The organism is Bradyrhizobium sp. Mp27, assembly GCF_029953005.1.
Lineage (GTDB): Bacteria > Pseudomonadota > Alphaproteobacteria > Rhizobiales > Xanthobacteraceae > Bradyrhizobium > Bradyrhizobium barranii.
On the sequence record NZ_JASAUS010000101.1, the window covers coordinates 1 to 26,123 of the forward strand.

25 protein-coding genes are annotated in these 26,123 nt (G+C 64.7%); 10 read left to right on the forward strand and 15 right to left on the reverse strand.

The genetic code is table 11. The features are described 5' to 3' along the window. Window positions 1–318: 318 nt before the first annotated feature. A complete protein-coding gene (locus tag QJT78_RS34990; protein ID WP_014493350.1) occupies window positions 319–1,113 on the reverse strand; it encodes a methyltransferase domain-containing protein in 795 nt (264 codons plus the stop codon). Window positions 1,114–2,295: 1,182 nt separating this feature from the next. Between QJT78_RS34990 and QJT78_RS34995 the strand changes: the two genes are divergently transcribed. The 5 genes from QJT78_RS34995 (at window position 2,296) to QJT78_RS35015 (ending at window position 8,303) form a co-directional block, all read left to right on the forward strand. After that, on the forward strand, window positions 2,296–3,309 hold the full coding sequence (locus QJT78_RS34995) for an AraC family transcriptional regulator (protein ID WP_080586684.1): 1,014 nt from the start codon (window positions 2,296–2,298) through the stop codon (window positions 3,307–3,309). A 170-nt stretch (window positions 3,310–3,479) separates the two neighbouring features. Beyond that, complete coding sequence (locus QJT78_RS35000; RefSeq protein WP_014493348.1) at window positions 3,480–3,824, forward strand: hypothetical protein; 345 nt, start codon at window positions 3,480–3,482, stop codon at window positions 3,822–3,824. A 737-nt stretch (window positions 3,825–4,561) separates the two neighbouring features. Continuing rightward, window positions 4,562–5,626 carry an acetyl-CoA carboxylase gene (locus QJT78_RS35005; RefSeq protein WP_028154283.1) on the forward strand — a complete coding sequence of 355 codons (1,065 nt, stop codon included), beginning with the start codon at window positions 4,562–4,564 and terminating at the stop codon, window positions 5,624–5,626. A 242-nt stretch (window positions 5,627–5,868) separates the two neighbouring features. After that, window positions 5,869–6,687: a YkgJ family cysteine cluster protein gene (locus QJT78_RS35010; protein WP_028154284.1), complete on the forward strand. Its 819-nt coding sequence runs from the start codon at window positions 5,869–5,871 to the stop codon at window positions 6,685–6,687. A 104-nt stretch (window positions 6,688–6,791) separates the two neighbouring features. After that, a complete protein-coding gene (locus QJT78_RS35015; RefSeq protein WP_028154285.1) occupies window positions 6,792–8,303 on the forward strand; it encodes an ATP-binding protein in 1,512 nt (503 codons plus the stop codon). Between the two features lie 6 nt (window positions 8,304–8,309). Here QJT78_RS35015 and QJT78_RS35020 read toward each other — a convergent pair whose 3' ends face one another. Together QJT78_RS35020 and QJT78_RS35025 are read right to left on the reverse strand one after the other, a co-directional pair. Continuing rightward, window positions 8,310–10,622: a TonB-dependent receptor gene (locus QJT78_RS35020; protein WP_281460432.1), complete on the reverse strand. Its 2,313-nt coding sequence runs from the start codon at window positions 10,620–10,622 to the stop codon at window positions 8,310–8,312. Then, the gene (locus QJT78_RS35025) at window positions 10,603–11,673 is read right to left on the reverse strand and encodes a HoxN/HupN/NixA family nickel/cobalt transporter (protein ID WP_038944044.1); all 1,071 of its coding nucleotides are present in this window, start codon (window positions 11,671–11,673) and stop codon (window positions 10,603–10,605) included. Before QJT78_RS35025 ends, QJT78_RS35020 begins: the two co-directional genes overlap by 20 nt. A 43-nt stretch (window positions 11,674–11,716) precedes the next feature. On the opposite strand from QJT78_RS35025, the gene QJT78_RS35030 reads away from it, so the two are divergent. Continuing rightward, window positions 11,717–11,917, forward strand: coding sequence for a hypothetical protein (locus QJT78_RS35030; protein ID WP_028153290.1), 201 nt, complete (start codon window positions 11,717–11,719; stop codon window positions 11,915–11,917). A 1-nt stretch (window position 11,918) separates the two neighbouring features. On the opposite strand, the gene QJT78_RS35035 is transcribed toward QJT78_RS35030, so the two are convergent. The 9 genes from QJT78_RS35035 to QJT78_RS35075 all read right to left on the reverse strand — a co-directional run bounded on the left by QJT78_RS35035 (window position 11,919) and on the right by QJT78_RS35075 (window position 19,793). Continuing rightward, a complete protein-coding gene (locus QJT78_RS35035; RefSeq protein ID WP_028153289.1) occupies window positions 11,919–12,659 on the reverse strand; it encodes an ABC transporter ATP-binding protein in 741 nt (246 codons plus the stop codon). After that, a complete protein-coding gene (locus QJT78_RS35040; protein ID WP_028153288.1) occupies window positions 12,656–13,504 on the reverse strand; it encodes an ABC transporter ATP-binding protein in 849 nt (282 codons plus the stop codon). The genes QJT78_RS35035 and QJT78_RS35040 overlap by 4 nt, the downstream gene beginning before the upstream one ends. Continuing rightward, window positions 13,504–15,327 carry an ABC transporter permease gene (locus QJT78_RS35045; RefSeq protein WP_038944045.1) on the reverse strand — a complete coding sequence of 608 codons (1,824 nt, stop codon included), beginning with the start codon at window positions 15,325–15,327 and terminating at the stop codon, window positions 13,504–13,506. Before QJT78_RS35045 ends, QJT78_RS35040 begins: the two co-directional genes overlap by 1 nt. 56 nt (window positions 15,328–15,383) lie before the next feature. Further along, a complete protein-coding gene (locus QJT78_RS35050; protein ID WP_272481417.1) occupies window positions 15,384–16,271 on the reverse strand; it encodes an ABC transporter substrate-binding protein in 888 nt (295 codons plus the stop codon). A 34-nt stretch (window positions 16,272–16,305) separates the two neighbouring features. Next, a complete protein-coding gene (locus QJT78_RS35055) occupies window positions 16,306–16,539 on the reverse strand; it encodes an ABC transporter substrate-binding protein (protein WP_272481418.1) in 234 nt (77 codons plus the stop codon). A gap of 55 nt (window positions 16,540–16,594) precedes the next feature. Next, entirely contained in the window at window positions 16,595–17,179 is a 585-nt protein-coding gene (locus QJT78_RS35060; protein ID WP_028153286.1) for an alkylhydroperoxidase domain protein, read from the reverse strand. 12 nt (window positions 17,180–17,191) lie between these two features. Then, window positions 17,192–17,815, reverse strand: coding sequence for a CMD domain protein (locus QJT78_RS35065; protein ID WP_028153285.1), 624 nt, complete (start codon window positions 17,813–17,815; stop codon window positions 17,192–17,194). A 37-nt stretch (window positions 17,816–17,852) separates the two neighbouring features. Beyond that, on the reverse strand, window positions 17,853–18,887 hold the full coding sequence (locus QJT78_RS35070; RefSeq protein ID WP_038944046.1) for a putative FMN-dependent luciferase-like monooxygenase: 1,035 nt from the start codon (window positions 18,885–18,887) through the stop codon (window positions 17,853–17,855). Window positions 18,888–19,010: 123 nt separating this feature from the next. Further along, complete coding sequence (locus QJT78_RS35075; RefSeq protein ID WP_038944047.1) at window positions 19,011–19,793, reverse strand: MetQ/NlpA family ABC transporter substrate-binding protein; 783 nt, start codon at window positions 19,791–19,793, stop codon at window positions 19,011–19,013. A 236-nt stretch (window positions 19,794–20,029) separates the two neighbouring features. On the opposite strand from QJT78_RS35075, the gene QJT78_RS35080 reads away from it, so the two are divergent. Next, on the forward strand, window positions 20,030–20,227 hold the full coding sequence (locus QJT78_RS35080; RefSeq protein ID WP_028153282.1) for a hypothetical protein: 198 nt from the start codon (window positions 20,030–20,032) through the stop codon (window positions 20,225–20,227). 6 nt (window positions 20,228–20,233) lie between these two features. On the opposite strand, the gene QJT78_RS35085 is transcribed toward QJT78_RS35080, so the two are convergent. Next, complete coding sequence (locus tag QJT78_RS35085) at window positions 20,234–21,679, reverse strand: MATE family efflux transporter (protein ID WP_038952884.1); 1,446 nt, start codon at window positions 21,677–21,679, stop codon at window positions 20,234–20,236. Between the two features lie 142 nt (window positions 21,680–21,821). Between QJT78_RS35085 and QJT78_RS35090 the strand changes: the two genes are divergently transcribed. Further along, complete coding sequence (locus QJT78_RS35090) at window positions 21,822–22,400, forward strand: TetR family transcriptional regulator (protein ID WP_028153280.1); 579 nt, start codon at window positions 21,822–21,824, stop codon at window positions 22,398–22,400. Between the two features lie 54 nt (window positions 22,401–22,454). Here QJT78_RS35090 and QJT78_RS35095 read toward each other — a convergent pair whose 3' ends face one another. Beyond that, the gene (locus QJT78_RS35095; RefSeq protein WP_028153279.1) at window positions 22,455–23,012 is read right to left on the reverse strand and encodes a hypothetical protein; all 558 of its coding nucleotides are present in this window, start codon (window positions 23,010–23,012) and stop codon (window positions 22,455–22,457) included. A 48-nt stretch (window positions 23,013–23,060) separates the two neighbouring features. On the opposite strand from QJT78_RS35095, the gene QJT78_RS35100 reads away from it, so the two are divergent. Both QJT78_RS35100 and QJT78_RS35105 read left to right on the forward strand, forming a co-directional pair. Next, window positions 23,061–23,279, forward strand: a complete 219-nt coding sequence (locus QJT78_RS35100; RefSeq protein WP_162136539.1) for a hypothetical protein — start codon at window positions 23,061–23,063, stop codon at window positions 23,277–23,279. Further along, window positions 23,276–25,063, forward strand: coding sequence for a peptide ABC transporter substrate-binding protein (locus tag QJT78_RS35105; protein ID WP_028153277.1), 1,788 nt, complete (start codon window positions 23,276–23,278; stop codon window positions 25,061–25,063). Before QJT78_RS35100 ends, QJT78_RS35105 begins: the two co-directional genes overlap by 4 nt. Here QJT78_RS35105 and QJT78_RS35110 read toward each other — a convergent pair. Next, window positions 24,999–26,003 carry an AraC family transcriptional regulator gene (locus tag QJT78_RS35110; protein ID WP_049807774.1) on the reverse strand — a complete coding sequence of 335 codons (1,005 nt, stop codon included), beginning with the start codon at window positions 26,001–26,003 and terminating at the stop codon, window positions 24,999–25,001. The genes QJT78_RS35105 and QJT78_RS35110 overlap by 65 nt on opposite strands. Between the last annotated feature and the right edge of the window lie 120 nt (window positions 26,004–26,123).

The following is a 26,123-nucleotide window of genomic DNA, read 5'->3' on the forward strand; positions in this document are numbered from 1 at the left end:
TGGTGATAACCTGTTTCACGGAACGGTCCCTCCTTTGTGGCGTTCGAACAACGACCACGTTCTAGCACTTTGATGCTGTTGGAGCGGGCCGTTCCACCACATCAAGTTTGGTGTTACTCTTCGGTGATAGCTCCGGCTGCGCGGCGATGCGCCGCCCCGAGCGGGAGAGGCAAGCCGCTACCGATTGCGGTGGACAACGTGCCGGACACAACGGAGGCCCCCGCGTTGACGCGCTCGCGTCGAGGTCGATGATGGGACGCTTGGTCGACTGCGGATGCGTTGCGCAGGATGGCTGATGGGCACGCAGTGCCGGGTGCGTTATTTTCGAGTTCCAATCGTACAGAGATAGTCGCGCGGCATGGCTAACCCGACCGGCGAGCGGTGCTTCTCATGCATCGCGATGAAGTCTCGTTGAAGTGCCGTGCGCCTTTCAGGGTCGAGCGATGCGGCCAGCGTTTTTGTCGGACCATAGCCAGTCACAAATATGTCCCATACCGTTTGGCCGCTCGGCATGCGGAGTACCGTGGTGCCAGGTTCAAAGGCCAGATCGAATGTATCGCCAAGCAATTCCCGAACGCGGCCTTCCCGGCCCCACGCAAATGGCGAAGGAGGAGGATTGTCAGGCGGTGGCGGCATGTATGGCCGCATTGTCTGGAATATTTCTTCAACCGCACTGCCAGGCAACCAAGTGACCAACCCCAGTCGCCCGCCCTTGCGCGTGACACGTGCCAACTCGGCAGCTGCAGCCTCGGGGCGCGAGACAAACATGACACCGAACGTCGAAGTCACACAGTCAAAGCTTTGATCCGGAAATTCCAGCGCTTCGGCATCGCCGACCTTGAAGTCGATCTCCGGTGCAATCAGTTTCGCCGCCTCGATAACGCCTTCACCAATATCGATACCAGTCACCTTTGCGCCTCGATTAGATAACCGCCGCGCAGTCCAGCCCGTGCCTGTCGCAACGTCAAGGATGCGCTCTCCCGGTTGCGGCCAGATTCGATTCACGACGTGATCAATGGCGTCTGCTATACTTTGGCTCACGGTATCGTAGGACGCGCCGCCGGAACCCCAAGTCGCGGCGGGTTTGAGGTTATGAGCAAGAATTTGCGCCATGAAATTTACTCCTCGATCTCGATGGAATAATCGGCTCAGTCGCTTGAGCCCGGCGTGATGAGAACATTGGCACGCAAGACGAACCTCAACCACAGTTTACAAATCGGTTGCGGCACAATGTCTCAGTTCAAGGTAGACCGCCTAGCGCGATGATATGAGCGCGTCCGAAACAGATGCATGTCCTCTGCAACTGCAACCACGGATTTTCTCGCGCCAGATAATCTCGATAGGTTCGGCCGCACGGTCCCCGCGCTTTTCGTCGCCCTCCATAGGACCCTCGACCATCCTGTCGTGTCCGTGCGATGCACGACGTGGAAGCTATAGCGTCCTGCGAGGACATCAGTTTTGACGCATGCGCTAAATTGGGTCTGGATCGCTGCCACATAGTTGGTGACTGCTGCGCTATAATGGGACGATCCGCTACGTGCGGCGAACTCCCATTCACATACCCATTTGCATGCGAAATTGATTATAGCTGCGCACGCGCGCGTCATTGGTTGTGAGGGGTTCAAATCATGGCGAAGCACTTTTCGAGGCGCATCATGACTGATGTGCTCGTAGTCCTAGTATCTGTAGTGATGATCACGATTGCAGTGACATTTTTGGGCGATCCCATTCGGGCCCGCATCGCTGCTTCTATCCCAACCCCATTCGATCTTGCGATGGTCAAGACACTCGCAACCGCTGAACCGAGCAAACTGAGCCTTCCGCGCGCGCAACCGAGTTGCCGGCTTCGTTCCGCTCCTCTGCAATGGAACGTAGACTGGCTTTTCCGGCCGCCCGCAGCTCGCGGATGATGTGGGCTTGCTAAAGAAGCAAGCCGTCTCGGTTGGCGGCCTTTAGGCACGGCGTTTTCTTCACCTTTTGAAGAGTGACGCCAGTCGTATCGGCTGTGGATCACACATGCGCATCCTGAACGTTGCACACGCAAATTCTTCGTGCCCTTGCGGCATTTCGCGCATCATAGCAACCTCGATGCGAACCGTGTCAGCATCGAAAGCCTGACGGGAAATTCCGCATCATTTTCTTGAGGTCCCTACCTCCATTTGTAATCCACCTCACACCTGCAGCGAAGCTGCGGTCCGATATTGTCTCAGTCTTGGCGTCATTCGAGGAATTTACAGATTTCGTTCGGGCGCTCAGTCGTTCTTGCGTGGTTGGGCACCGAAACGGGAGGCCGGCATGCCAACGTCATCTCCCCTTGTGCGATGGTCGACTGAGATGCTGCCGGAGCGAACAAGGTTCTCCACGTTCCGTGAAGAGTTTACGCGGCTGAACCTCGCCTTGGACGTGATAGATCACAGCGGCGGCCGCCCGCGTATCAATGTCACCTACTTGCCGCTCGGCCCGGTTGGCGTTTGTAGCATTGTCACCACGCCGGTGGAGTTTATCCGTCACAAACGCCACCTCAAGGATAGCCGTGACCAATTCGGACTTAACATCGTCGAAGCTGGCCCGGTCCAATTTGCAAATGCTGGCCAAGAACATGTCTATGATGCCGGCGCCGCTTGTTTGGTTGACCGGGGAAGGCTGCTGCGAGTATTTGGGTCGCGTGGCGCCAGCGTCAAATTCGTGACCGTGCCGGCTGCCGCCCTTAGGTCACTGGTCGCACAGCCGGAAGATCTATCAGGTCGGCCGGTGCGTCCTGGACCGGCGCTTCGCCTGCTCCACCTCTACCTGCAATCGCTCGCATCCTTCAAAGAACCTCCGTCATCAAAACTCGCCTCCACCGTCGGCACACATCTCCTCGATCTTGTGGCCGCGACGCTCGGGCCGACCGTCGAAGCTGCAAACCTCGTTACGGAGCGTGGTGTGAAGGCAGCCAAGCTGCAGGCGATCCTGGCGGAGGTCGCGCAACGCTTCGGCGATCCCAATGTCGATCTGAACGATGTTGCTGGAGCGCTCGGTATGTCGCGGCGATACGTGCAAAAGTTGCTCGAAGAGACCGGAAAGTCGTTCACCGAGCACCTTGCAGCGTGTCGGCTTGAGCGTGCCTTCGCGATGTTGACTGACCCGCACCATCTGCATTTGGCCATCATCGATATCGCGTTTGCAGTCGGCTTTGGTGATGTTTCTCATTTCAATCGCTCGTTCCGCCGACACTTCGGCGAGACGCCATCAGGCGTGCGCGCCGCATCGATGGTGCGGCAGAAGTCATCCTGCGCCCCCTCACAATGCGCGGGCGACGGCCGTTGAAAACGCGGACAGTTCGACCTCGCAGGACGGCAGGCAGCGCGCACCGGGGCTACAGGGCTGAAAGAGTTCCTTCACCTTGATCTATGGAACACGCGAACTGGCCATAACCGGGACCGCTTCGCGTTGAAGAATGAGACCGTCGCTGCTGGGGGCCAAACGGAGACAATCCGATGAACACTCGGACACTTGCTGCAGCGCTTGTGGGAGCAACTCTGTTCGGCCTTACCGCCGCGCAGGCCGCGCCGAAGCCCAAGGCGAAACAGGCGGGCGCGGTCACCGTCACCGTGACGAACTCGCGCAAAGCGGATCTAGTCCAGCTGGAGGCGGCCAAGTCCGGGTCGCCAGACTGGAAGGAAGTACTGGGCCCGCTGAAATCCGGCAAGCAAGCGTCGGCTAAACTGCCACAGGCCAGCGATTGCCGCTTCGATCTGCGCGGGACGTTCGACGACGGCCAGTCGACGGATGCCTCCGGCATCAACGTCTGCGCCGATAAGACGCTCAACCTGACCGATTGACACAGGCTCTTTTATCGCGCTCCGCATCAGCACGACGCGGCAGACGGCAGGCGCAAGGCCACACGAAGGCCGCACAGCGCAGGGGACGAGGCCGGCCCGCGCCAGCGCCATGTGAAACTAGGGCCTATTAGGGCCCGGCAGGTTCGGGCGGGCCTTTCGTCGATCCGGAAACAGTCGGAATATGCCTACGTTCTCCATTACTTACGCCGTTTTCAACAGACTGAAGAAATAGCTGGCGGAAAGGACCACACGGTTTTGCCGTACGCACGGCCCGCCATTTCGCCGCAGTTTTTCCAGCCCTGTCGACGGAGCCGGAAACTTACAGACGAGACGAACCTGACAGCGCCGCTCATCCGGCACGAAGTCTTGGGCTCACGGAGAGCAATCCGCCCTGCCCTCGACCTCCCGCGCCCGACGCTGCCGCGTCCACCGCAAACCCGGCTCGCGAAACGTGACGACACAAGATCGCCCCTCAAGGATGAGCCGGGATGGGCGACACATACGCCAATTCCGAATTTCGGTAAAGCGGAATATCTTCACTCACGCGGCTTGACGCCCTCTCGGGTGTTTTGCCCGTCGGGCAACGAGAGCCCCGTCGCCCGCCCGGCAGTCCATCTTCCGCCTTGTATGCATTATCCCAGTTGCCATCCCCGCGGACTTCGCTTTACATGCCGGCAACTCGCCCGCGGATGACGGCCGGGGCTCAACAATCACACACATTTTCAAAGGGACGGAATATGGCGCGTAACATCCTGATTCTCGGGGCTTCCTACGGTTCCCTGCTGGGCACGAAGCTGCTGATGGCGGGCCATAACGTGTCCCTGGTCTGCCGCGCCAAGACCGCCGAGCTGATCAACCGTGACGGTACCGAGGTGCGCATCAAGCTGCGCGACGAGGCGGTGCACCGGGCGATCTTCTCGCGCGACCTGCCCGGCAAGCTCGACGCGGTGACGCCGGGCAATGTCGACCTTTCGCGCTACGACATGGTCGGCCTGGCAATGCAGGAGCCGCAATACACCAACCACACGGTCCGCGTTCTCATGGTCAAGATCGCCGCGGCGAAGCTGCCGTGCCTGTCGATCATGAACATGCCGCCGCTGCCCTACCTGAAGCGCATCCCGTCGCTCGCCGACATGGATCTCGAGGAGGCCTACACCAATGCGCAGGTGTGGGAGCGCTTCGAGCCCGGCCTGGTGACGCTGTGCTCGCCCGACCCGCAGGCCTTCCGTCCGCCGGAAGAAGCCGCCAACGTGCTTCATGTCGGCCTGCCCACGAATTTCAAGGCATCGGCCTTCGCCGACGAGAAGCACAACAAGGTGCTGCGCGAGCTCGAAGCCGACATCGACGCGGTGACGCTCGACGGTCACGACGTGCCGGTGAAGCTGAAAGTGTTCGACTCGCTGTTCGTGCCGCTGGCGAAATGGTCGATGCTGCTGACCGGCAACTATCGCTGCATCACGCCGCACGAGCCGCAGTCGATCCGCGACGCCGTGCACGGCGATCTCGCGCGCTCGCAGACGATCTACGACCATGTCGACGCGATCGCCCGCCGTCTCGGCGCCGATCCGCAGGACCAGGTGCCGTTCGCGAAATACGCCAAGGCCGCCGAAAGCCTGCTCAAGCCGTCATCGGCCGCGCGCGCGGTCGCGAGCGGCGCGCCCTTCATCGAGCGCGTCGACCTGCTGGTGAAGCTGATCTCGCATCAGCTCGGCACCCCCAATGCCGAGATCGACCGCACGGTCGAGACCGTGGACCTGAAGCTGAACGAAAAGATCGTGCAGGGCGGATCGGGCGCGCAGTAGCAGCGTGCCGGCGCTGCCGTCATAGGTCGCGCCGGCTTGCACTGATCGAATTGTCGATGCAGACCGGATCGCCCCTGAGCATGGGCTTACAATTTGGCCCAATACGGGCGATCCTGCTCAGCAGTCCGTTTGCGTAAATCCCGCATACATGCGACTGCTAGCCGTCGCGCGGGCGCCGATTTCCGCAGGTTCCGGGGCAGCGCGATGGCCGGATCGAAGGGCTGAAGAACAAGTAGAAGACGATGGATCAGACGGCGTTGCAGGTCGCTCGCGCGGTGGAGGCCGGCGCGACGACGATGAAGGGGATCGTTGACGCGACTGGATTGTCCCGCCTCAAGGTCGAGCGCGCGCTGAGCACGCTGGAGAAGCAAAAGCTCCTCATTCGCGACGGCCAGGGATTTCGGCCGGCTAACCGGCAAACGCCGGCGCCGCTGACCCGGCAATGCGGGTCGTGCAACGCCTGCTGCGATATCCTCGAGGTCGCCGCCGTCGACAAGCCGGTGAACCAGCTCTGCAAGCACTGGCAGACGGGAACCGGGTGCACCATCTACGACCGCCGCCCGCAGATGTGCCGGTCGTTCGTCTGCGCCTGGCTGCAAGGTCATCTCGATGACGCGTGGTTTCCGGCGACATCAGGCATCATCGTGCATTTCAGCCAGGACGCGGTGAACGTGACGGTCGACGACCACTGCCCCAATCGCTGGCGCGAGGAGCCTTATTTCAGCAAGCTCGTCGAATGGTCGCTGAACGGGATCAGGCGGATCGGAAACCGCGGCTACGCGACCCTCGTGGTTTCCGGCGAGAACCGGTTCCTGCTGCTCGGACGTACCATCGTTCCCGAGCCGACGTTGTTCGGAACGGCGTTCCTGCCGCTCAACACCGACACCTTCCGGTTCTGGCGCGCGACATCCCCCGAGCATCTGCAGCGGCTGCACGAGCGCATCGCCGAGATCGAGCGTATCCGGCAGGAATTCGGCTCCTGTGCGATCCCCGAGAACGAGGACGACGATCCGCAGGCCCCCTATCGGCCCGCACTCTTACGGCAATCGAATCACGCCTGAACTCCGCCGTGGGCAACACCGCGTGATTCGCACAGTGCCGCTCGACGCGCCCCGGCCGGGTTGATAAGCCCCACTCCGCGAATGATGGGGACTTGAGTCGGGGCATGACAGTTGCGATCGAGATGGGGCAGACCACGGCAGGCGCCGCGGCCGCCATGGACCTCGAGGAACTGCTGGCGACCCGGCTCCTGGTGCAGGGCAATTCGGGCTCCGGCAAGTCGCATCTGTTGCGGCGGCTGCTCGAACAGAGCGCGCCCTGGGTGCAGCAGGCCATCATCGACCCCGAAGGCGACTTCGTCACGCTGGCCGAGCAATTCGGCCATCTGGTGATCGAGGCCGAGGATCACACCGAGCGCGGCCTTCAGGTCGCGGGCGAGCGCGCGCGGCTGCATCGCGTCTCCACCGTGCTCAATCTCGAAGGGCTGGACGCCGAGAACCAGATGCGGCGTGCCGCGGCGTTCCTTGGCGGCCTGTTCGACGTCGATCGCGATCATTGGTACCCGATGCTGGTGGTGGTCGACGAGGCGCAGCTGTTCGCGCCGGCGGTCGCCGGCGAGGTCTCGGACGAGGCGCGCAAGCTCTCTCTCGGCGCGATGACCAATCTGATGTGCCGCGGCCGTAAACGTGGCCTCGCCGGCATCATCGCGACCCAGCGCCTGGCAAAACTCGCCAAGAACGTCGCGGCGGAAGCCTCCAATTTCCTGATGGGCCGGACCTTCCTCGACATCGACATGGCGCGCGCCGCCGACCTGCTCGGCATGGAGCGGCGGCAGGCCGAATCCTTTCGCGATCTCGAGCGCGGACAGTTCATGGCGCTTGGCCCGGCGTTGTCGCGACGCCCCCTGCGTTTGCATATCGGCCCGACCGACACCCACGCGCGCAATTCCACACCGCGGCTGATGCCGATGCCGGAAGCCGCGCTCGAGGATATGCGCGCCGTCATCCTGGCCGCACCGCCGCCCGATGCCAGCCGCCCGCAGCGCCGGCCTGCGCCCGATCTGCTCGAGCAGCTCCGCGCCGCGAAGGCGGCCGCGCCGGAGATCCGGCCTGAGGTGGCCGAGGTGCCGATCAGCGCCGAGGAGCTCGCCGAGCGGCGCGAGCGCGTCGATCGTACCCTTCGCGCCGTGCTCGCCGAGCCCGATGCCGGCTTCCGCGCCGTCGGCGTGCTCTATCAGGAGTTCGTGGTTCGCTGCCGCATCGAGGGCCTCGGCTCCGCCGTGCCCGACCTGAACGAATTCCGCCGCATGCTGACACGCGCACGCGCCGGGCTCGGCGCCGAGCATGCCGAGGACGACGTCTGGCAGGACGTGTCGCTGCGCGCCTCGATCCTGCCCGACGACATGCAGGGCGTGTTCATGATGATCGCACGCGCGGCGAAGGAAGGCTGGCCCTGCCCCGGCGACGCCGCGATCGCGCGCGCCTACGGCTCGCATTCGCTGCGCCGCGCCCAGCGCCTGCTCGGCTATATGGAGGAGCAGGGCCTGATCGTCTGCCAGCTCGACGGCGCCGGCCGCCGGATCGTGACGCTGGTGGAGCTGGCCTGGGCCACCGCGCCGGGCGATCCCAACGGCGACGATCTACCGGCGGAGCCGGTTCCGAGCGCGGCCTCGGCTTGAGAACGCCTAGAACGTCCCGGCGACAGTCAGGCGAAAGGTCAGCGGCTCGACCGGGTGCAGCACGTAATCCATCACGCCGTTCTGGCAAACCGCCGTCGGCGCGACGCCGCCGGTGCAGAGATTGTACAGCGTGTCGGTCTTGAGCAGCGAGCCATAGGCATAAGTGATCTGGTTCGCCTGCGTGTTGAAGAGATTGAGCACGTCGAGCTGGATGCGCCAGCCATTGTCGATGCGATAGCCGAGGCGGCCGTTGAAGATGCTGGTCGCGGACGAGCGGAACGCATTGTCTTCCGTCAGCGGGCTCGACGCCAGATAGCGCCAGCGCAAAGTCCCGAACCAGCCGGTCTTCTCGCCGAGCGTGATGCCGGCCGATGCCACCATCGCCGGCGCGTTCGGAATGTAGTTGCCGCCCGCGTTGCCGATCTGCGCTTCGGGATAGCCCGCGAGCGAGGCGTAGACCTCCGCCTGCTCGCTGTCAGTGCCGCGAAAGCGCGCATGCGTCATGGCGAGATCGGCATCGATGTCGATCCATGAGCGCGGGCGGTAATGATTGGTCCATTCGAAACCGTAGCGGCGGCTGGCGCGGGTCGCCGAGGTATCGCCGGCATCGCCGGAGAACAGGATCTCGGAATCCTGGTCGAGGATGAAAAGACTGAACGAGGTGTCGAGGCCGGGAACGATCTTGCTGCGGACGCCGACCTCCGCGCCTTTGGTGCGGACCAGCAGCGGCGACGGCGTCAGTCGCGTGGCGGGATCGCTCGGATCTTCCGTCGTGGTCGCGCCGCGCGCGTCGTTCGAGTGCATGCCGGTGCCGGCACCGAGGAAGAATTCGGTTTGGTTGAACGGGCCGAGTACCATGCGGAATTTCGGGCTGCCGAGCGCGGCGTCAGCGCGGCCGGAATTGTTGGCCTTGAACAGCGAGGTGACGTCGGCCGCATAGTAATCGCCGCGCAGGCCGACTGTGGTCCTGAGCCAATCGGTCCAGCGCACGGTGTTCTCGGCATAGACGCCGACGCTGCCCTCGCCGACCTTGTCGCTGCGAATGCTGGAGAGGAAGCCGCGCTGGAACGTGTTGCTCAGCGCCAGATCGATCGAATCATAGCGCGATTGCAGGCCGATCGTGGTTTGCATCGGCAGGCCGGCGAACGATCCGTTCAGCGTGCGCGAGATGTTGGCGCCCGCCATCAGGCGGTCGTCGTGTTGGTGGAACTGGTCGCCGAGCACGGGATCGCTGAGGAAATAGGTGAAGTTGTTGAAGAGGTCGAGCTGGCTCTTCACGACGTAGGCGTTGGCCTTCCACGACCCCACATCATCGCTCTGCGCGATGCGGCCGGAGAGCGCAAAGCGGTTGGTGTTGCCGCCGTCGCTCGGATCTTCCGAGCCGAACCGGTCGAGAAAACCGCCGGTGATCGCGCGTTGCGGCACCTGGTCGGTCGAATTCCATTTGTTGGCGTAGGCCATGCCGGTGATGGTCAGGCCATCCGTCGCGGTGCCCCGGCTGTAGCGCACGAGACCGTTCAGCTTGCGCACGTTGTCCGGATTGTCCCAGGGGCCATTGTAGGTGCCGATATCGCCGGCGACGAGCAGCGAACCGTCACCGACTTTCGCTGAGTCCATGCCGAGCAGGCGGCGATAGCCAAAACTGCCGGCGGTGATCTGCGCCAGGCCCCTGGTGCGGTCGATCAGGCCGATGCGCACGCTGCCGACAGAGGCGAAATCGCTCTCGTCGGCGAAGTACGGCCCCTTGCGCACATCCATCGCGCTGATGGTTTCCGGGATCAGCCAGTTGAGATCGGCATAGCCCTGGCCATGCGCGTGGGTGCGCATGTTGACGGGGACGTCATCGACATAGATGGCGAGATCAGTGCCGTGGTCAAGATTATAGCCGCGCAGAAAATACTGGTTGGCTTTGCCTTCACCGGAATGCTGGGTCACGATCAACCCCGGCACGGCTTCGAGCACTTCGCCCGGCCGCGCGAAGGGGCGCGCGTTGAGCTCTTCACCGGAGACGGTGATCTCGCTCGCCATGCCCGGCGGGCCCTTTGCGCCGGAGGCGACGCTGCGGGCGTCCGAGGCCGGAGCCTGCGTCGGCTGAGCCACGTGACGGCGATTGGCCGGGACCGGCTTGCTGGCTCGCCGCGATGCGGGCGGTCTCTTGTGAGGCGTCGTCTCGCCGCCGGAGACCTCGATCGGCGGCAGCTCGCGCGAGGCGTCACTGCTCTGCGCGAAGGCGCTGCCGTCATCCGCGAGAAGCATGATGGCCGAAAATGCCGTCAACGCTCCGCAACGACGGCCAGACTCAGGCCGCCTCGGTCGCATCGGCGCCCCGAAGTACATTCGCGCGGGACGCGGCGCCCGCAAACATGCGGCGATAGAGCAGGACCGAAACGAGCCAGGCGATCGCAAACAGCGCGATCACGGCGAAGCCGACATTGGCCAGCGATTCGTTCAGATTATCAACCAGGGCCCACACGCCGCCGCTTAGACCAAGCCGGTCGGCGATCAGGCCGAGCGCCTCGATGCCGCCGATTAACAGCGCCACCGCGACGGAGGCGCCGGTGATGGTGAGGTTGTACCAGAGCTTTCGCAGAGGATCGACGAAGGCCCAGCGATAGGCGCTGACCATCAGCACCGAGTCAGCAGTGTCGACCAGCGCCATGCCCGACGCGAACAGCGCGGGAAAGACCATGACGTCGACGAGCGAAGCGCCGCGCGCGGCTTCGGTCGCGGAAATGCTGAGCAGGCCGATCTCGGTCGCGGTGTCGAAGCCGAGCCCGAACAGGAACCCGAGCGGGAGCATGTGCCACGGCTTTGTCACCAGGCGGAACATCGGGCCTAACAGGCGCGCCAGGAATCCACGGCTCGCCAGCAGCGCGTCGAGCTGCGCGGCGTCATGGATGCCCTGCGCGCGCGCGATGCGAAACGTCCGCCACAGGCCGACAAAGATGGCGAGATTGATGGCCGCGATCACGAGCAGGAACAGCGCCGACACCGATGTGCCGATGACGCCGCCGATATCCCTGAGCAGGCCGTCGCCGCCGAGGTTCACCACGCCGAGCGCCAGCAGCATGGTCGCGACCACGACCACGGTGGAATGGCCGAGGGCGAAATAGAGGCCGACGCTGCGCGGCGCACCGCCTGCATGCATCAGCTTGCGCACGACGTTGTCGATGGCGGCGATGTGGTCCGCGTCGACCGCATGGCGGAGGCCAAACACCCAGGCGAGCAGCGCGGTCGCCATCACCGTCGGCCGGTCACCGAACGCCGCGAAGGCCCAGGCCCATGCGGCGACGTTGGCGGCGATGAGCCCGCCGAACAGCAGCACGGTGGCGGGCTCCACCGCCCGTAAGGACCATCTCGTCACGATCATTCCGTCCGCACGCCCCGCGCCTACGGTATGATCTTTTCATAAAATGGTCATACTGACCAGTCCCTACAGTCGATTGATGATCGGATATGCGAATTTGCAGGAAGTCGTCATGCCCGGCTTGTCCCGCCTGCGCGGCCGAAGCCGCTTCGGCGCGGCGAAGGCCCGGGCATCCACGTTCTTCGTGCCCAAAGCTAAGGCGTGGATGGCCGGGTCAAGCCCGGCCATGACGATGTGGATTGATTAAGCTACGCGGCCTCGGAGCCACCAAGATAGGCATCGCGGATGCGGGGGTCGTCCTTCAGAGCTCGCGCCGGGCCTGAGAGCACGATTTTGCCGGTCTGGAGCACGTAGGCCTCGTGCGCGATCTCGAGCGCGAGGCTGGCGTTCTGCTCGACCATGAAGACCGACACGCCTTCCTGGTTGATGGTGCGGATCAACTCCAGCACGCGGTCGACATAGAGCGGCGACAGGCCCATGGTCGGCTCGTCCATCACGATCATCCGGGGACGACTCATCAGCGCGCGCGCCATTGCGACCATCTGCTGCTCGCCGCCGGAGAGCGAACCGGCACGCTGCGACAGCCGCTGCAGAAGTTTCGGGAACAGCGTCAGCATCTTGTCGAGATCCTGCGCCACCGCATCGCGGTCGTTGCGCACGAAGGCCCCCATCAGGATATTTTCGCGCACGCTCATGTCCGCAAACAACCGCCGCGCCTCGGGAACAGAGGCGATACCACGGCGGACGATCTGCGGCGTGGTGAGCCCGAGCAGCGAGGCGCCGTCGAAGGTCACGTCACCCGAGCGTGGTTTCACCAGGCCCAAAATGATCTTCATCGTGGTCGACTTGCCGCTGGCATTGCCGCCGAGCAGGCAGACGATATGGCCGCGGCCGACCGTGATCGACAGGTCGAAGTGCACCTGCGCCTGGCCGTAGAAGGTGTTGACGTTCGAGAGCGCCAGCAGCGACTCGGATGCGCCTGTCGTCATACCACGCTCTCCCGCTCCGGCGTTTCCGACAGGCCGTGGCCGAGATAGGCCTCGATCACCTTGGGATCGCCACGCACCACTTCACCCGGCCCTTCCGCTATCTTCTTGCCCTCGTCCATCACGATGACGCGGTCGGAAAGGCGCATCACCATCTCCAACTTGTGCTCGATCAGGAGGATGGTCAGCCCCTCGGCCTTCAGCTCGGCGACGAGGCCCTGCATCTCCGCGGTCTCGGTCGGGTTCATGCCGGCGGTTGGCTCGTCGAGCAGCAACAGGTGCGGTTTCAGCGCGAGCGCGCGCGCGATCTCGACGCGGCGGCGGTTGGCATAGGACAGGCTGTAGGCGGGCTGGTCGATCCGCGGCAGCAGCCGTTCGCCAAAGCGGGTGAGAATGGCCTTCACCTCCTCGCGCAGCCGTTCCTCTTCGTCCCTGACGCTGGCCGGACGCAACAGCGCCAACCCCAATTCCAGCAGCGGGCCGATCACCGGCACCGCGGGCTTCACTGCGCGCAGCCGCGTGTGCGCGCCGATCAGGACATTGTCCATCACGCTGAGATTGCCGAAGACGCGACCGAGCTGGAACGTGCGCGCGATGCCTCCGGCCGCGAGCCGTTCGGGCGAGAGACCCGTGATGTCCTGCCCTTCGAAGCGGACATTGCCGGCATCGGGCCGATCCAGCCCGGTCACGAGATTGAACAGCGTCGTCTTGCCGGCCCCGTTCGGGCCGATGATGCTGATGAGCTCGCCTTTGGCGAGATCGAGATCGATGGCATCCACCGCGGTCAGGCCGCCAAAGCGACGTGTCAGCCCGCGCAGGGACAGCATGGGCGTGTGCTGCTCCGCCATCATATCGTCCCCAACAGGCCCTGCGGCCTGAACCGCACGAGCAGCAGCAGCACGATGCCGTAGATCAGGATGCGATACTCCGCCGCGATCCGGAACACCTCCGGCAGGCCGACCAGCGCCACCGCTCCGACGATGGCGCCGACGACGTTGCCGAGGCCGCCCAGGATCACGACCGTCAGCGCCAGGATGGATTGCTGCGTGTTGAAGGTCTCGTGGTTGATGTAGGAATAGAGATGGGCGGCGATGCCGCCGCTGACACCAGCGGCGAAGCCGCCGAAGATGAAGGCGAGCGACTTGTAGCGATTCAGGCTGAGCCCATAGGCGCGCGCGGCGATGTCGTCGTCGCGGATGGCGCGAAAGCTGCGGCCGAGATGCGAGCCGAGCAAGCGCCCCTGCAGCAGCGCCAGCACGACCATTACGACAAAGCTGAACCAGTAGATCGAGGTCGGGCTGACCAGGTCGTAGCCAAACAGCGACAGCGGCGGGATGCCGGAGATGCCGATCGGGCCGCGCGTGACGCTCTCCCAGTTCAAGATCACCAGCGACACGATCTCGCCGATGGCGAGCGTCGCGATCGACACGTAGTGCCCGCGCAGGCGGAACGACGGCGAGATCAAGAGCGTCCCGAGCGCGGCACTCATCAGGCCACCGGCGATGATGGCGAGGCCGACGGGGACGTTGAGGGTCAGCGACAGCAGCGCGGAGGTGTAGGCGCCGATCGCGAGCAGCGCGGCATGTCCGAGCGAGACCTGCCCCACCGTGCCCGCAACCAGCGTCAGGCTGAGCGCGAGCATGCCGAGCAGCCAGGCGTTGATCAGGGTCTGGAGCACGTAGAAGGACACCGGGAAGAACGGCAGGATCGCGAACACGCCGGCGGCGACCAGCAGCGCCCAACGCGGAATCCGCACCGGGCGGCTCGGCGCAATGAACGTGCCGGTGAGCGGCTCGGGCGGCGCCTGCCGGGCGCTGGCGAACAGGCCGTTCGGACGCAGCACGAGCACGACGACCAGCAGCAGGAACGCGAACAGATTGCGGTAGCTGGTGCCGAACACGGCGACGCCGTAGCTCTCGACGAGCCCGAGCAACAAGCTGCCGATCACGGCGCCCGGCACGTTGCCGGCACCACCGACCACTTCCGCAACGACGCCCTTCAGCGTCGCCTGCAGGCTCATCGCGGTGTCGATCTGGTTGTAGTACATGCCGACCAGTAGGCCGGAGACACCGCCGAGCGCGGCGGCGATGCCGAACACGGCCTGATTGACGAGGTTGACGTCGACGCCCATCTGCATCGCAGCATCGCGATCCTGTGCGGTCGCGCGCACGGCCCAGCCGAGCTTGCTGTAGCGCAGGAACACGAACAGCAGCAGCGCGCTGGTGAGGCCGACGCCGGCGATGAGCAGATCAAGAGGTCCGATCGTGCCGCCACCGACCTGGAAGCGAACGTCGGGCAGTTGGCTCGGCAGCGCGCGCGGGTTCGGCGAGAAGGTCAGCATCACCAGCTGATCGAGCACGAAGCTGATTCCGATGGTCGCGAGCAGCGGCGCGATGCGCACGGAGTTCTGGAGCGGACGCAGGCCGAACCGTTCGATGATCAGTCCGACGATCGCGGCCGCCACCGCCACCACGATGATGGTGAGCGGCAGTGGCGTATGCAGCTGCACCACCGCGACCCAGCCGATATAGGCGCCGACCAGATAGATCGACCCTTGCGCGAAGTTGATCAGCCGGCTGACGCCGAAGATCAGCGCAAGCCCGACCGCAACGAGGGCGTAGACATTGCCGACGATCAGCCCGTTGATCGTGTAGTCGAGCCAGGAAGACACGCTGATATCACCGCGTAGAGAGGAAAGCGGCCGGAGCCCCCGCTCCGGCCATCAGGTCAGGTCGGCTTGCCGTCCCAGAGCGCGAACTGGCCCTTGCGCACGACGAGCTCGGCGTTCATGGCGCCCTTGACTCGGCGGGTCGCGACGTCGAACGTTGCGGCGCCGAAGATGACGCTCGGGACGTCCTTGACCTTGGTGAAGGCGTCACGAATGGCGCGGCGATCCGTGCCGCCGATCTTGACGACGGCGGCGGCCATGTTCATCGCATCGTAGGCGTAAGCGTTGAACGCGTCGGGCTCGATCCCATTGTATTTCTTCTTGAAGCCCGCGATGAACTTCTGCACTTCGGGCCGCGGGTCTTCCGGGAAGTAGCGCGTGCCGACGTGAACCTCCTCGACCGCCTCACCGCCGAGCTCGAGGAACTTCGGCGAGTAGACCGAGCTTGCCGCGCAGATCACCTGCTTCAGCCCGACCTGGCGCGCCTGACGCGCGATCAGCGCACCATCGGAGTAGTAGGAGATCAGGATCAACCCGTCCGGATTGGCATCACGCACGCGCACCAGGGTGGAGCGGAAGTCGCGCTCCTCCGCGATATAGCCCTCGGTGACCGCGATCTCCGCGCCATATTCCTTGGCCGCGTTGACGAAATAGTCGCGGCTGGTGCGGCCCCAATCCGTGTTGAGGTGCAGCACCGCGAGTTTCTTCAGGCCAAGGCGCTTCACGGCATAGGACGCCAGCAGCGGCTGCTCGTCGGCCTGGCTGACCGAGGTGCTCCACATGAAGTCGCCGCCCTTGGTGAAGTCAGGGTGCGAATTGGTGAAGCCGAACTGCACTAGGCCCGCGCGCTGATAGATCGGCGAGGCCGCCATCGACGCCGGGCTGGAGAAGTCGCCGAGCTCAAGGACGATGCGGGGATCGGAGACGAATTTCTGCGCGATCGCCACCGACTGGCGCGGATCGCTCTGGCTGTCCTCGAAATTATATGAGCCTGCGGCCGTTGATGCCGCCGGCCGCCTGGATCTCGTCGAGCGCGAGATCGAAGCCCTGCTTCCACTGCGTGCCATATTGCGCGTTCGGCCCGGTCAGGGGACCGCTGACGCCGAGCAGGATCGGCTCGGAGGATTGCGCGAAGGCGCCGCGCGAACCGGCCGCTCCCGCCATCATGGCGGCAAGCGAGCCCTTGACCAGGGTACGACGATCGATGTTGCTCATGTACGGCTCCATCCAGTGTTGAAACAAGCAGCAATTCTTGTGCCGGTAAGATTGCCTATTTCGAGGGCTCACCGAGCGACAGCATCAGCCGGTTCGCCCAGTTGAAGAACGACGCGCCATTGATGACATCGACGATCTCGGCCTCGTCGAGGCCGGCGCGGCGCAGCTCCGCGATATTCTCAGGCCCGAAGGCGATCGGCGTTGCAGCCAGCGCCACCGACGCCTTGACCACCGCGTTCCAGCGCTCGCCGAGATCGGCCTTGACGCCCTCGTCGAGCAGACGCTGCACGTCGTCGCGGCGCTTGGAATAGGTGCTGGCGAAACGCGCATGCACCGAAGCGCAGTAGATGCAGCCGTTGTAGCGCGAGGTCGCGGCCGCCGCGAGCTCACGCTCGGCGCGCGGCAGGCCATCGGCGACGTTGTAGAAGATGTCCTTGTCGGTCTTGGTGCGGGCTTCCAGCACCTCGGGATCGCGCACGAGAAGGCGGAAGTATTCCGACTTGGCACGGGAGCGATCGACCAGGCCCGCGAAATGCCGCTCGGTCAATTCGGCCTCGGGCAGCGGCTCGATCCACGACACCCAGCCGAGTTCGTCCTGGGTGAAGACGACGGGCGGATTGACGTTGTTTGCAGCGCTCATGATGCAGTCTCCTTACGCGCCGGCCGCAGCGCTTGCGGTACCCAGCGAGGCGCCGAGCACGCGGAGGCCCGTGACGACGCGCACCTGGAACGACAGGAACGCGACGAGCTGAGAGAAAGTGACGATGCCGGTGTCGGACCAGCCGGCGGCCAGCAGCGCCTTCATGTCGGCGGACGCGGCATCGCGCGGGCGGAACACCAGCAGATGCGCATGCTCCAGCGCCGCAGCGAGCCTGGCGCCAAGAATGGACTTGCCCTCCGCGCTCGCGCGATAGATCAGGCCGGCCGTGTTCTCCACTGACAGCGGTCCGGCCGGATACGCACCGTACGGGCCTGACGTCTCGCCGCGCCCGATTTCGACCTCGATCGCCTCGGCCAGGCGCGCACCATCGGCGGTCGCCGCGAGCTTCGCCCGGTAGAAGGCGGCCACATTGGGCTCGCGGTGAAGGCCGATCACGAAGAGCGCGACTGCGGCGCGCTCCACGAGCGAAAAATCGCCGGCGTCGACCAGCTCGAACAGCGAGAGATAGCTCTTCTGCGCGTTCTCGCGCGCCTGCAGGCGGCGTGCGCGAATGCCATCCAGAGCCGTGCCCGGCTCGATCCCGGCAAGCGTGTCGATGATATCTTTCGTAGCCATCATTCAGCCTCGTGCAACGCGATCACGTTCGCTCCGATCAGCCCGCCAGAGCCACGTCAGCCACCGTCCGGGTCCAGCCCAGCGCCGGCGCGACCTTCTCTGCGACAAGCTCGATCGAGCGCAGGATATAAGGATGCGGCGCGTCCACTGAGTGCGCCTGAAAGACGAGGTCGGTCACCCGCTCCAGCGTGGCATCGGCGCGGAGCGAGGCGATGACGTCGTCGGCCGCACCGACATGCGTGTCGAATGCGGTGATCATCTCCTCCAGCGTCTCGCCCGGCCTGGCATGACCGCCCTTGAGGAATTGCGGCAGCGCGCGCCGCAGCCCGATGTCGGCAAGGCGCATCGCTTCAGTCCGGTCGTCGGCGACGAAGACGCTGCGCGAGGCCATGATCCGGGGCTCGCATCCCGGCGGCAGCGCTTCGAGATAGGCATCGATGACCGGATTCTGGATCTCCGCCAGCGTTGCGCGCGGCGCCTCCTTGGTCCGGGGCTGAGTGCGCGACAGCAGCAAGCCATCGCCGGCCTTGCCCGCGCGCGCACCACCGGCGACCGAGAACGTCGCCTGCCAGATCCGCTTGTCCAATTGGGGCCGCTGCGGATACAGCGTATCGCCGCCGGTGAGCGGCTTGCCGACCAGGGCGGTGCGGACCCCGTCCAGATTGCGGGCAAAGATCTCGTTGCGCTGGGCACTGTCGAGGCCGAAGGCGGCAAAGGCGGACGGATTGCCGCCGGTGCCGACGCCGAGCTCGAAGCGGCCGTCGCAGAGGAGATCGAGCACCGCGGCGTCTTCCGCCACCCGCACCGCGTTCTCCAGCGGCAGCGTGACGATCCCGGTGCCGAGACGGATGCGCGAGGTTTGCGCCGCGACGTAGCCGAGGAAGGTGAAGGGCGACGGCAGGCCGCCCTCGCGTTCGTGAAAATGATGCTGCGCGATCCACGCGGAATCGAGACCCGCTTGCTCGGCGCGCACGATCTGCTCGGCGGCGAAGCGATAGCGCTCCGCGGGCGGGGCTTCATCGAGGAGCCGCGTGAAGAACCCCAGTCGTTTCAGGTTTGCAAAGCGTTTCATACGACCCCTGCCGGGCGAGGATGGGCCCCGATGATGTCGGTTGCCGCAGCTCCAGACAAGCGGGCATTGCGCAAGGCTGCCCGCCGGATCGCCCCCGCGCTGGACCTTGGCTAGGCAGATTGCCTACCAGCTCGGCAGCACCGCGCCCTTGAACTTGGTCAGGACGAACTCCTTCACCTCGGGCGTGTGGTAGCTGTCGACGAGGATCTTGACCCAGGGCTTGTCCTTGTCGGCGGCGCGTACCGCAATCAGGTTGACATAGGGTCCCTTCGGGTCCTCGCGCAGGATCGGATCCTTGACGGGATCAAGGCCCGCCTGGGTTGCATAGTTGGTGTTGATGGCGGCGGCATCGACATCGTCGAGCGCGCGCGGCGCCTGCGCCGCATCGACCTCGATGAATTTCAGCTTCTTGGGATTCTCGGTGACGTCAAGCACCGTCGGCTTGAAGCCCGTGCCGTCCTTCAGCTTGATCACGCCCTTGTCGCGCAGCAGCAGCAGCACGCGGCCGCCATTGGTCGGATCGTTCGGAATCGAGACCTTGCCGCCCTCGGGGATATCGGCGAAGGCCTTGTGCTTCTTCGAATAGACGCCGATCGGGAAGTTCACGGTCAGCCCGACGGATTCGATCTTGTAGCCGCGGTCGGCCTTCTGGTTGTCGAGATAAGGCTGGTTCTGGAACGAATTGGCCTGGATCTCACCGGCATCGAGCGCGGCATTCGGCACGACGTAGTCGGAGAACTCGATCAGCTGGATGTCGAGGCCCTGCTTCGCGGCGATCGGCTTCACCGCCTCGAAGATCTGCGCATGCGGGCCCGGCGTCACGCCGATCTTGATGGTCTCGGCGGTTGCTGCGGCCGACCAGGCGGCAAGCGCGGTTGCGAGGATCAGGGGGAGGCGAAACGACATCTTGGTCTCCAAAACTCAGCGAAAATATTGGAACCGTATTCGCTTCTCCGCGAGGCGAAATCAATGAAATGGAAATCCATATTGCCGGCTTGTTGCGAGGAACACCTTCTCCATTCGGCCCAAAATAGGAAACGAATTCGCAGATCATACGGCGCGTTGCGCAAGCGTGATGGGCATCACGGCAAAGTGTCACCCCGGATGCGAGATTAGCAGCAAGGCCAACAAGGAGCTCAGCCATGACCGCCCTCGCCGCCCCGAAGTTCGCCAGTCGGAACGGCCTCGAATGCTTCGCGCTCTATGTCCTGCCCCAGGGCGTGCCGTTCAGTTCCGGCGTCGCGCCGACGATGAAGCTGATCAACGCGTCGCCGCTCAAGCTGCTGAGCAATTTGTTGCTGCTGTCGGCGCTGGCTGCCGGCGTTGCCGGCATCCAGTGAGCCTGTTTACTCGGAGCGCCAGGTCCACGGTGACAGCATGATCAGGACACAGATCGCGGCATAGGCGGCGAGCGACAGCGTGACCATGGTGGCGAGACCCGCCATGCCCGCGCCAAAGCTCGCCACTGCGATCCAGCCGCCGCCAGCCGCGATCAGGATGCGCGCGACGGACGAAGCCAGCGGTCCCATGGCGCGGCCGGTGCCTTGCACCGCGAACGAACTGACGAAACCGAAGCCGAGCGCGGCATAGGCCGGCGCGACGATGCGCAAATAGGTCATGCCCTCGCCGACGACGTCCGCATCATGGCTGAAGAGGTGCAGCCAGGCTGTCGGGAAGATCGCAACCAGCAAGCCGATCGTGCCGGTCATGACCATGCCGACCACACCGCTGATCCAGCCGATCTTTCGAGCCCGCGCGCTCTGGCCCGCGCCCATGTTGACGCCGACCATGGTCAGCGTCGCCGTGCTGATGCCGAACAGCAGCGGGATCATGATGTAGTCCAGCCGCGAGGCGATGCCGTAGCCGGCGAGCGCGGAGGTGCCGAAGAGCCCGACCGCGCCGGTGACGAGGATGACGGTGAGGTTGGTCAGCACCGCGTTGAACGCGGTGGGGACGCCGACCTTCAGCATGTCGCCGAAGATCTTTGCGCGCAACGGCACGATGTGCAGCTTCAAGCCAGTCGCGCCCGTCGACATGTAGCGCAGCAGGAACAGCATCGCCGCGCCGTAATAGAGGCCGAAGGCTATGCCGGCGCCGCCGATGCCGAGCCGCGGGATCGGCCCGAACCCGAAGATCAGTGCCGGCGAGACCGGAATGGTCACGATGGCGCCGACCAGCGTCACTAGGGCCGGCACTTTGACGTTGCCGGCGCCGCGCAGCGCGGCCGCCTGAAGGTTCACGATCCACACCGGGATGGCGCCGGCGAACAGATAGTTGGAATAGGTGGTGGCAGCGGCAAGCGCGCCGTCGGTGCCGCCGAGGGCGCGATACAGATGCGGACCACCGAGGACGACGCCGAGCGTGAACACGCCGCCGGCAATGATCGCGAGCACCACGGCATGAAACAGCGCCGCCTCGGCGTCAGCGCGGCGGCCTGCACCGACCGCGCGCGCCACCGAGGACGCAACACCGGAACCGAACCCGCCGTTCGACATCATGGTCATCAGCATGAAGATCGGGAACACCAGCGCGGCGCCGGCGAGCGCATCGGTGCCGAGATAGCCGACGTAATAGGCCTCCGCGATGTTGACGGCGGTCTGTGCCACCAGGACGGTGACGGTCGGCAGCGCGAGCTTGAGCAGCGTCGGCAAGATCGGCGCGGTCAGGAGCGCGACGCGTCTTTGCTCAGCCGCGCTTGGTGCGGGCGTAGCCGCCTGGCGAAGCGGCGCCGCGGTGTGGGCCACGAATGGCGCGGCGGACAAGGCCGGTGCGGCGGCATCCTCGACGGACATGGTTCGATCCTGTGGTTCCCTCGGACCGCCCGGTCGGCCGCCCATTGCATTATGATCATAATGTATTATTATGCCCGTAATGCAATAGAGCAGACCTCACGATTTTGTGGCATAGGGGGCGGCGGGTTCGCAGGAGGCGGAATTGGCGCGCTATGACAAGGGACACAGGGACACGACGCGGCGGCACATTCTCGATGTCGCATCGACGCAGTTCCGCGAGAGCGGCATCGCCGCGGTCGGCCTCGCCGGCATCATGGCGGAAGCAGGCCTGACCAACGGCGCCTTCTACACGCACTTCGCCTCCAAGGAGGATCTGGTGCGCGCGGTGCTGCTCGACGCGCTGGAGCGGCGCGAGCAGCGGCACAAGGACAACCTCGAAAACGGCGTCGCGCTCGAGACCGTGATCCGCGACTATCTCTCGCCCAGGCATCGCGACCGCGCGGCGACCGGTTGCCCGACCGCGGCCCTCGTCTCCGAGATCGCGCGGCATCCGAAGGCGACGCGCGAGGCCTTCACCGGCAAGATGTCCGACATCCTCGCGCTGATGGCAGCGCAAATGCCTGAGGGCACGCCGGCGGAGCGGCGCCGCCGCGCCATCGCGGCCTACGCCACCATGGTCGGCGCGCTGCAATTGTCGCGCGCGGTGAGCGACAGGCAATTGTCGGAGGAGATTCTCGAAAACGCGGTGGAAGCTGCGCTCGCGCTTGCGAAGGGCCGCTGATCTCTCGGACGGCGGTCGGGAATCGTCGTAGCCCCGGGGCGGCCTCCGTGTTGCTCAGCTCCTCGCGTCGAGCTGGCTGCTGCGGCCGGACGAACTTGCTTGCGAGGCATAAGCGGAAGCTGCGGCCGATGCCGGTGAATAGTGCGACAGCGATTCAGCGAGTTCTTCGGCGGCCTCGGTGAGCTCCTTCAGGACGGCGTCGCTGTCCGTGGCCTGGCCGCCGGAGGAATGCAGCACCTCAAACGAGATTCCATTCGGAAGATCGACATGGACCTTGTCGATCCCGACGGCGTCAGGCGTGTCGCCGTTCTGCGACTGGTCGGCGCCGGACGCCGGATCACCTGAAATCTGCTGACTCGAGAGCTTCTGCACGAAATCCTCGATGGACTTGAGCGCGCTGCTGTCGAAGCCGCCGCCACCGAAATGGACGATGCCGATCGACATGCCGTTCGGCAGGCTCACCTTGACCTCGTCGTAGGGCGTGCCGCTCTCCAGCAGAGACGAGAACATCGAGGCGCCGTCTTGTGAACCGGCGGATTTCGACTGGCTGGTGGATGAAGGCGACCCCGCCGCGCTTCCACCACCGATGCTGCTCATGCTGCCGACGCTCATACCCGCACTCCACTGTCATTGCCAACGCACGCTTTGCGTGCAATGCGCATGCCAGATGAGAGCCTCATTGCCATCAAGGGCTTATCGCGAAATCTGGCCGGCATAGCCTTCACACCGGCAACAATGTCCCGGCAGAAGCTGCCGATCTCCACGTTCGCCATTTCGTCGCACGGCCTTGCGGCCTCGCCGGCATTGCCGCCTCGCGCACGATGCAACATGATGGGCTACCGGCGACGATTTTTCTTCGAGGTGGAGGTCATTCGATGAACGAAGACGAGATTCGCAAGTCCATCGCGGAGGTGAAGCAAGGCACGCTGTCGCGACGCTCGTTCATCCGGACCATGGCTGCGGCCGGGATCGCAGCGCCGGTCGCGAGCCAGATCCTGCTCTGGAACGACGTCGCGATGGCGGATGCCACGCTGCAATACAAGCCGACCAAGGCCGGCGGCGGCGGCCCGCTCAAGATCCTGCTGTGGCAGGCCCCCACCCTGCTCAATCCGCATTTCGCGATCGGCACCAAGGATCAGGTCGCCTCGCGCATCTTCTTCGAGCCGCTGGCCGGCTGGGACAAGGACGGCAACCTCATCCCCTGCCTCGCCGCCGAGATTCCGACCAAGGCGAACGGCAGCCTCGCGGCCGACGGCATGAGCGTCATCTGGAAGCTGAAGCAGGGCGTGAAGTGGCATGACGGCAAGCCCTTCACCGCCGACGACGTCGTCTTCACCTGGGCCTATGCGGCGGACCTCGCGACCGCCGCCTACAGCACGGGATCCTACAAGGACATCACCGTCGAGAAGATCGACGACCACACCGTCAAGGTGCTGTTCAAGGCCCCGACCCCGTTCTGGGCCGACCCCTTCGTCGGCTCGGTCGGCCAGATCCTGCCGAAGCACCATTTCGGCGACTATGCCGGCGCGAAGTCGCGCGAGGCGCCGGGCAATCTGAAGCCGGTCGGCACCGGCCCGTACAAATTCGTCGAGTTCAAGCCGGGCGACCTGATCCGGGCCGAACGCAACCCTGACTATCACGTCAAGAACCAGCCGCATTTCGACACGCTCGAGGTCAAGGGCGGCGGCGACGCAGTCTCCGCGGCGCGCACCGTGCTCCAGACCGGCGAGTACGACTATGCCTGGAACCTGCTGGTGGAGGAGGAGGTCCTCAAGCGCATGGAGGCCAGCGGCAAAGGCAGGGTCGACATCACGCCGTCCGGCAACGTCGAGTTCATCATCCTCAACACGACGGACCCCTGGACCGAGGTCGACGGCGAGCGCTCCAGCGTCAAGACCAAGCACCCGACGCTGTCCGATCCGGTCGTCCGCCAGGCGTTCAACCTCCTGATCGATCGCGAGGCGATCCAGAAATTCATCTACGGCCGCGGCGGCATCGCCACGGCAAGCTTCGTCAACCAGCCCCAGCAGTTCAAGTCGGGCAAGCTGACCTACGCTTTCGACGTCGACAAGGCGAACAAAATCCTCGACGAGGCCGGCTGGAAGCGGGGCGCGGACGGCATCCGCGAGAAGGACGGCAAGAAGCTCAAATACGTCTTCCAGACCTCGATCAACGCCCCGCGCCAGAAGACGCAGGCCATCATCAAGCAGGCCTGCCAGAAGGCCGGCATCGACATCGAGCTGAAGTCAGTGACCGCATCGGTGTTCTTCTCGTCTGACGTCGGCAACCCCGACACCTACTCGAAGCTCTATTGCGACATGGAGATGTACAACACGACGCAGCCGCAGCCCGATCCGGAGCGGTTCTTGAACCAGTGCGTCTCCTGGGAGATCGCCAACAAGGAGAACAAGTGGCTCGGCCGAAACATCTCGCGCTGGTCCGATCCCGAGGCCGACAAGGCCTACAAGACCGCGCAGCAGGAGCTCGATCCGGTCAAGCGCGCCGCGCTCCTGATCAAGGTCAACGAGATCTTCTGCGAAGCCAACATCCTCGTGCCGCTGCTCTCCCGCAACATCGTCGGCGCCGGCGTCAATAGCCTCATGGCCGACATCTCGGGCTGGGACGTCGCGACCTGGAATCTGGGGAGCTGGTATCGGGTCTGACGACCGGCGCGCGAGGACCCGGCTCCCTCAAGGCGCCGGGTCGCATGCCGTATCTGCGCATGATGGCTTTGCTGAGCGCGCCCTCGGACGCATAGCCGACCTCGCCGGCGATCTTCGCGATCGGATCGGAAGTGCCGGCCAGCCGCTTGCGTGCGACCGTCAATCGCAGATCGGACAAGAACGTCATGGGTGCGACCCCCGCGCGCTTTTGAAAAGCGCGCACCAGCGTCGCGCGCGAGGCGATCGCCACCGCCGCCATGTCGTCGAGCGTCCAGTCCCGGGCGAGATCGTTGAGGATCGCCGACACCACCCGGGCCGTCACGCGATCGCGCAACAGCGACACCGTGCCATTGCCGGAGGCATCGTCCGAAAGATGATCGCGGAGCATCATCACGAACAACGCTCTCGCGAGATCGGCCGCGACCACCTCCGATCCAACCCGTCCCGCGTCGAGCTCCTCGCGGATATCGATCAGCAGGCGTCGAAACCGTTCCAGCAGCGGCTGCTCCGCCGTGCGCAGGATGATCTCGTCGGGAAGCGCGGCGATCAGCGGGTTGTCATCCGACGTCTCGAACAGGAAACGGCCGCACAGCAGCTCGGTATCGACCTCGGCCTCGACCGTTGCGCGCTGGCGGACACCATTGCGGACCTCGGTCGTAACACGCCCGACAGCGCCGCCCGTCCGGCTGCGAACCGCGTGACTGTCGCCGTGCGGCAGGAGAAGAATGTCGCCGGCTTCCAGCCGCTGCGGGCTCAGGCCCGGCCGCTCGACCACGCAAGCGCCGCGCGTGACCATGTGGAATTGCGCCCATCCCTTGCCGTTCGGCGCGTGTAGCGACTCCCAGCTGCCGCCAAACTTGCAGGAATCCTCGAATATTGGACGGATCCTGAACAGCGGCACCATCGCCTTCAACAATTCCGCCGCGTCCGCCTCCGACATCCCTCTCCCCTTGATCCGCCCGGACATGTCTCCGAGCCGCCCGGCCATTCCATGGAACAGCCAGGCGCATCTACCCTACGAGCGGGCCGTCCCGCGCATGAGTGGACCAGTGCTCATGGC

Bases quoted from the DNA above. Each gene is read 5' to 3' on its own strand.
- QJT78_RS35095 (WP_028153279.1), bottom strand. From the start codon at position 23,012: ATGAGCGTCGGCAGCATGAGCAGCATCGGTGGTGGAAGCGCGGCGGGG.
- QJT78_RS35110 (WP_049807774.1), bottom strand. From the start codon at position 26,003: ATGTCGGAGGCGGACGCGGCGGAATTGTTGAAGGCGATGGTGCCGCTG.
- QJT78_RS35085 (WP_038952884.1), bottom strand. From the start codon at position 21,679: ATGTCCGTCGAGGATGCCGCCGCACCGGCCTTGTCCGCCGCGCCATTC.
- QJT78_RS35070 (WP_038944046.1), bottom strand. From the start codon at position 18,887: ATGAAACGCTTTGCAAACCTGAAACGACTGGGGTTCTTCACGCGGCTC.
- QJT78_RS35075 (WP_038944047.1), bottom strand. From the start codon at position 19,793: ATGTCGTTTCGCCTCCCCCTGATCCTCGCAACCGCGCTTGCCGCCTGG.
- QJT78_RS35000 (WP_014493348.1), top strand. From the start codon at position 3,480: ATGAACACTCGGACACTTGCTGCAGCGCTTGTGGGAGCAACTCTGTTC.
- QJT78_RS35035 (WP_028153289.1), bottom strand. From the start codon at position 12,659: ATGACGACAGGCGCATCCGAGTCGCTGCTGGCGCTCTCGAACGTCAAC.
- QJT78_RS34990 (WP_014493350.1), bottom strand. From the start codon at position 1,113: ATGGCGCAAATTCTTGCTCATAACCTCAAACCCGCCGCGACTTGGGGT.
- QJT78_RS35060 (WP_028153286.1), bottom strand. From the start codon at position 17,179: ATGAGCGCTGCAAACAACGTCAATCCGCCCGTCGTCTTCACCCAGGAC.
- QJT78_RS35105 (WP_028153277.1), top strand. From the start codon at position 23,276: ATGAACGAAGACGAGATTCGCAAGTCCATCGCGGAGGTGAAGCAAGGC.
- QJT78_RS35100 (WP_162136539.1), top strand. From the start codon at position 23,061: ATGCCAGATGAGAGCCTCATTGCCATCAAGGGCTTATCGCGAAATCTG.
- QJT78_RS35010 (WP_028154284.1), top strand. From the start codon at position 5,869: ATGGATCAGACGGCGTTGCAGGTCGCTCGCGCGGTGGAGGCCGGCGCG.
- QJT78_RS35020 (WP_281460432.1), bottom strand. From the start codon at position 10,622: ATGCGACCGAGGCGGCCTGAGTCTGGCCGTCGTTGCGGAGCGTTGACG.
- QJT78_RS35055 (WP_272481418.1), bottom strand. From the start codon at position 16,539: ATGAGCAACATCGATCGTCGTACCCTGGTCAAGGGCTCGCTTGCCGCC.
- QJT78_RS35080 (WP_028153282.1), top strand. From the start codon at position 20,030: ATGACCGCCCTCGCCGCCCCGAAGTTCGCCAGTCGGAACGGCCTCGAA.
- QJT78_RS35005 (WP_028154283.1), top strand. From the start codon at position 4,562: ATGGCGCGTAACATCCTGATTCTCGGGGCTTCCTACGGTTCCCTGCTG.
- QJT78_RS35040 (WP_028153288.1), bottom strand. From the start codon at position 13,504: ATGGCGGAGCAGCACACGCCCATGCTGTCCCTGCGCGGGCTGACACGT.
- QJT78_RS35015 (WP_028154285.1), top strand. From the start codon at position 6,792: ATGACAGTTGCGATCGAGATGGGGCAGACCACGGCAGGCGCCGCGGCC.
- QJT78_RS35065 (WP_028153285.1), bottom strand. From the start codon at position 17,815: ATGGCTACGAAAGATATCATCGACACGCTTGCCGGGATCGAGCCGGGC.
- QJT78_RS35025 (WP_038944044.1), bottom strand. From the start codon at position 11,673: ATGATCGTGACGAGATGGTCCTTACGGGCGGTGGAGCCCGCCACCGTG.
- QJT78_RS34995 (WP_080586684.1), top strand. From the start codon at position 2,296: ATGCCAACGTCATCTCCCCTTGTGCGATGGTCGACTGAGATGCTGCCG.
- QJT78_RS35030 (WP_028153290.1), top strand. From the start codon at position 11,717: ATGGTCATACTGACCAGTCCCTACAGTCGATTGATGATCGGATATGCG.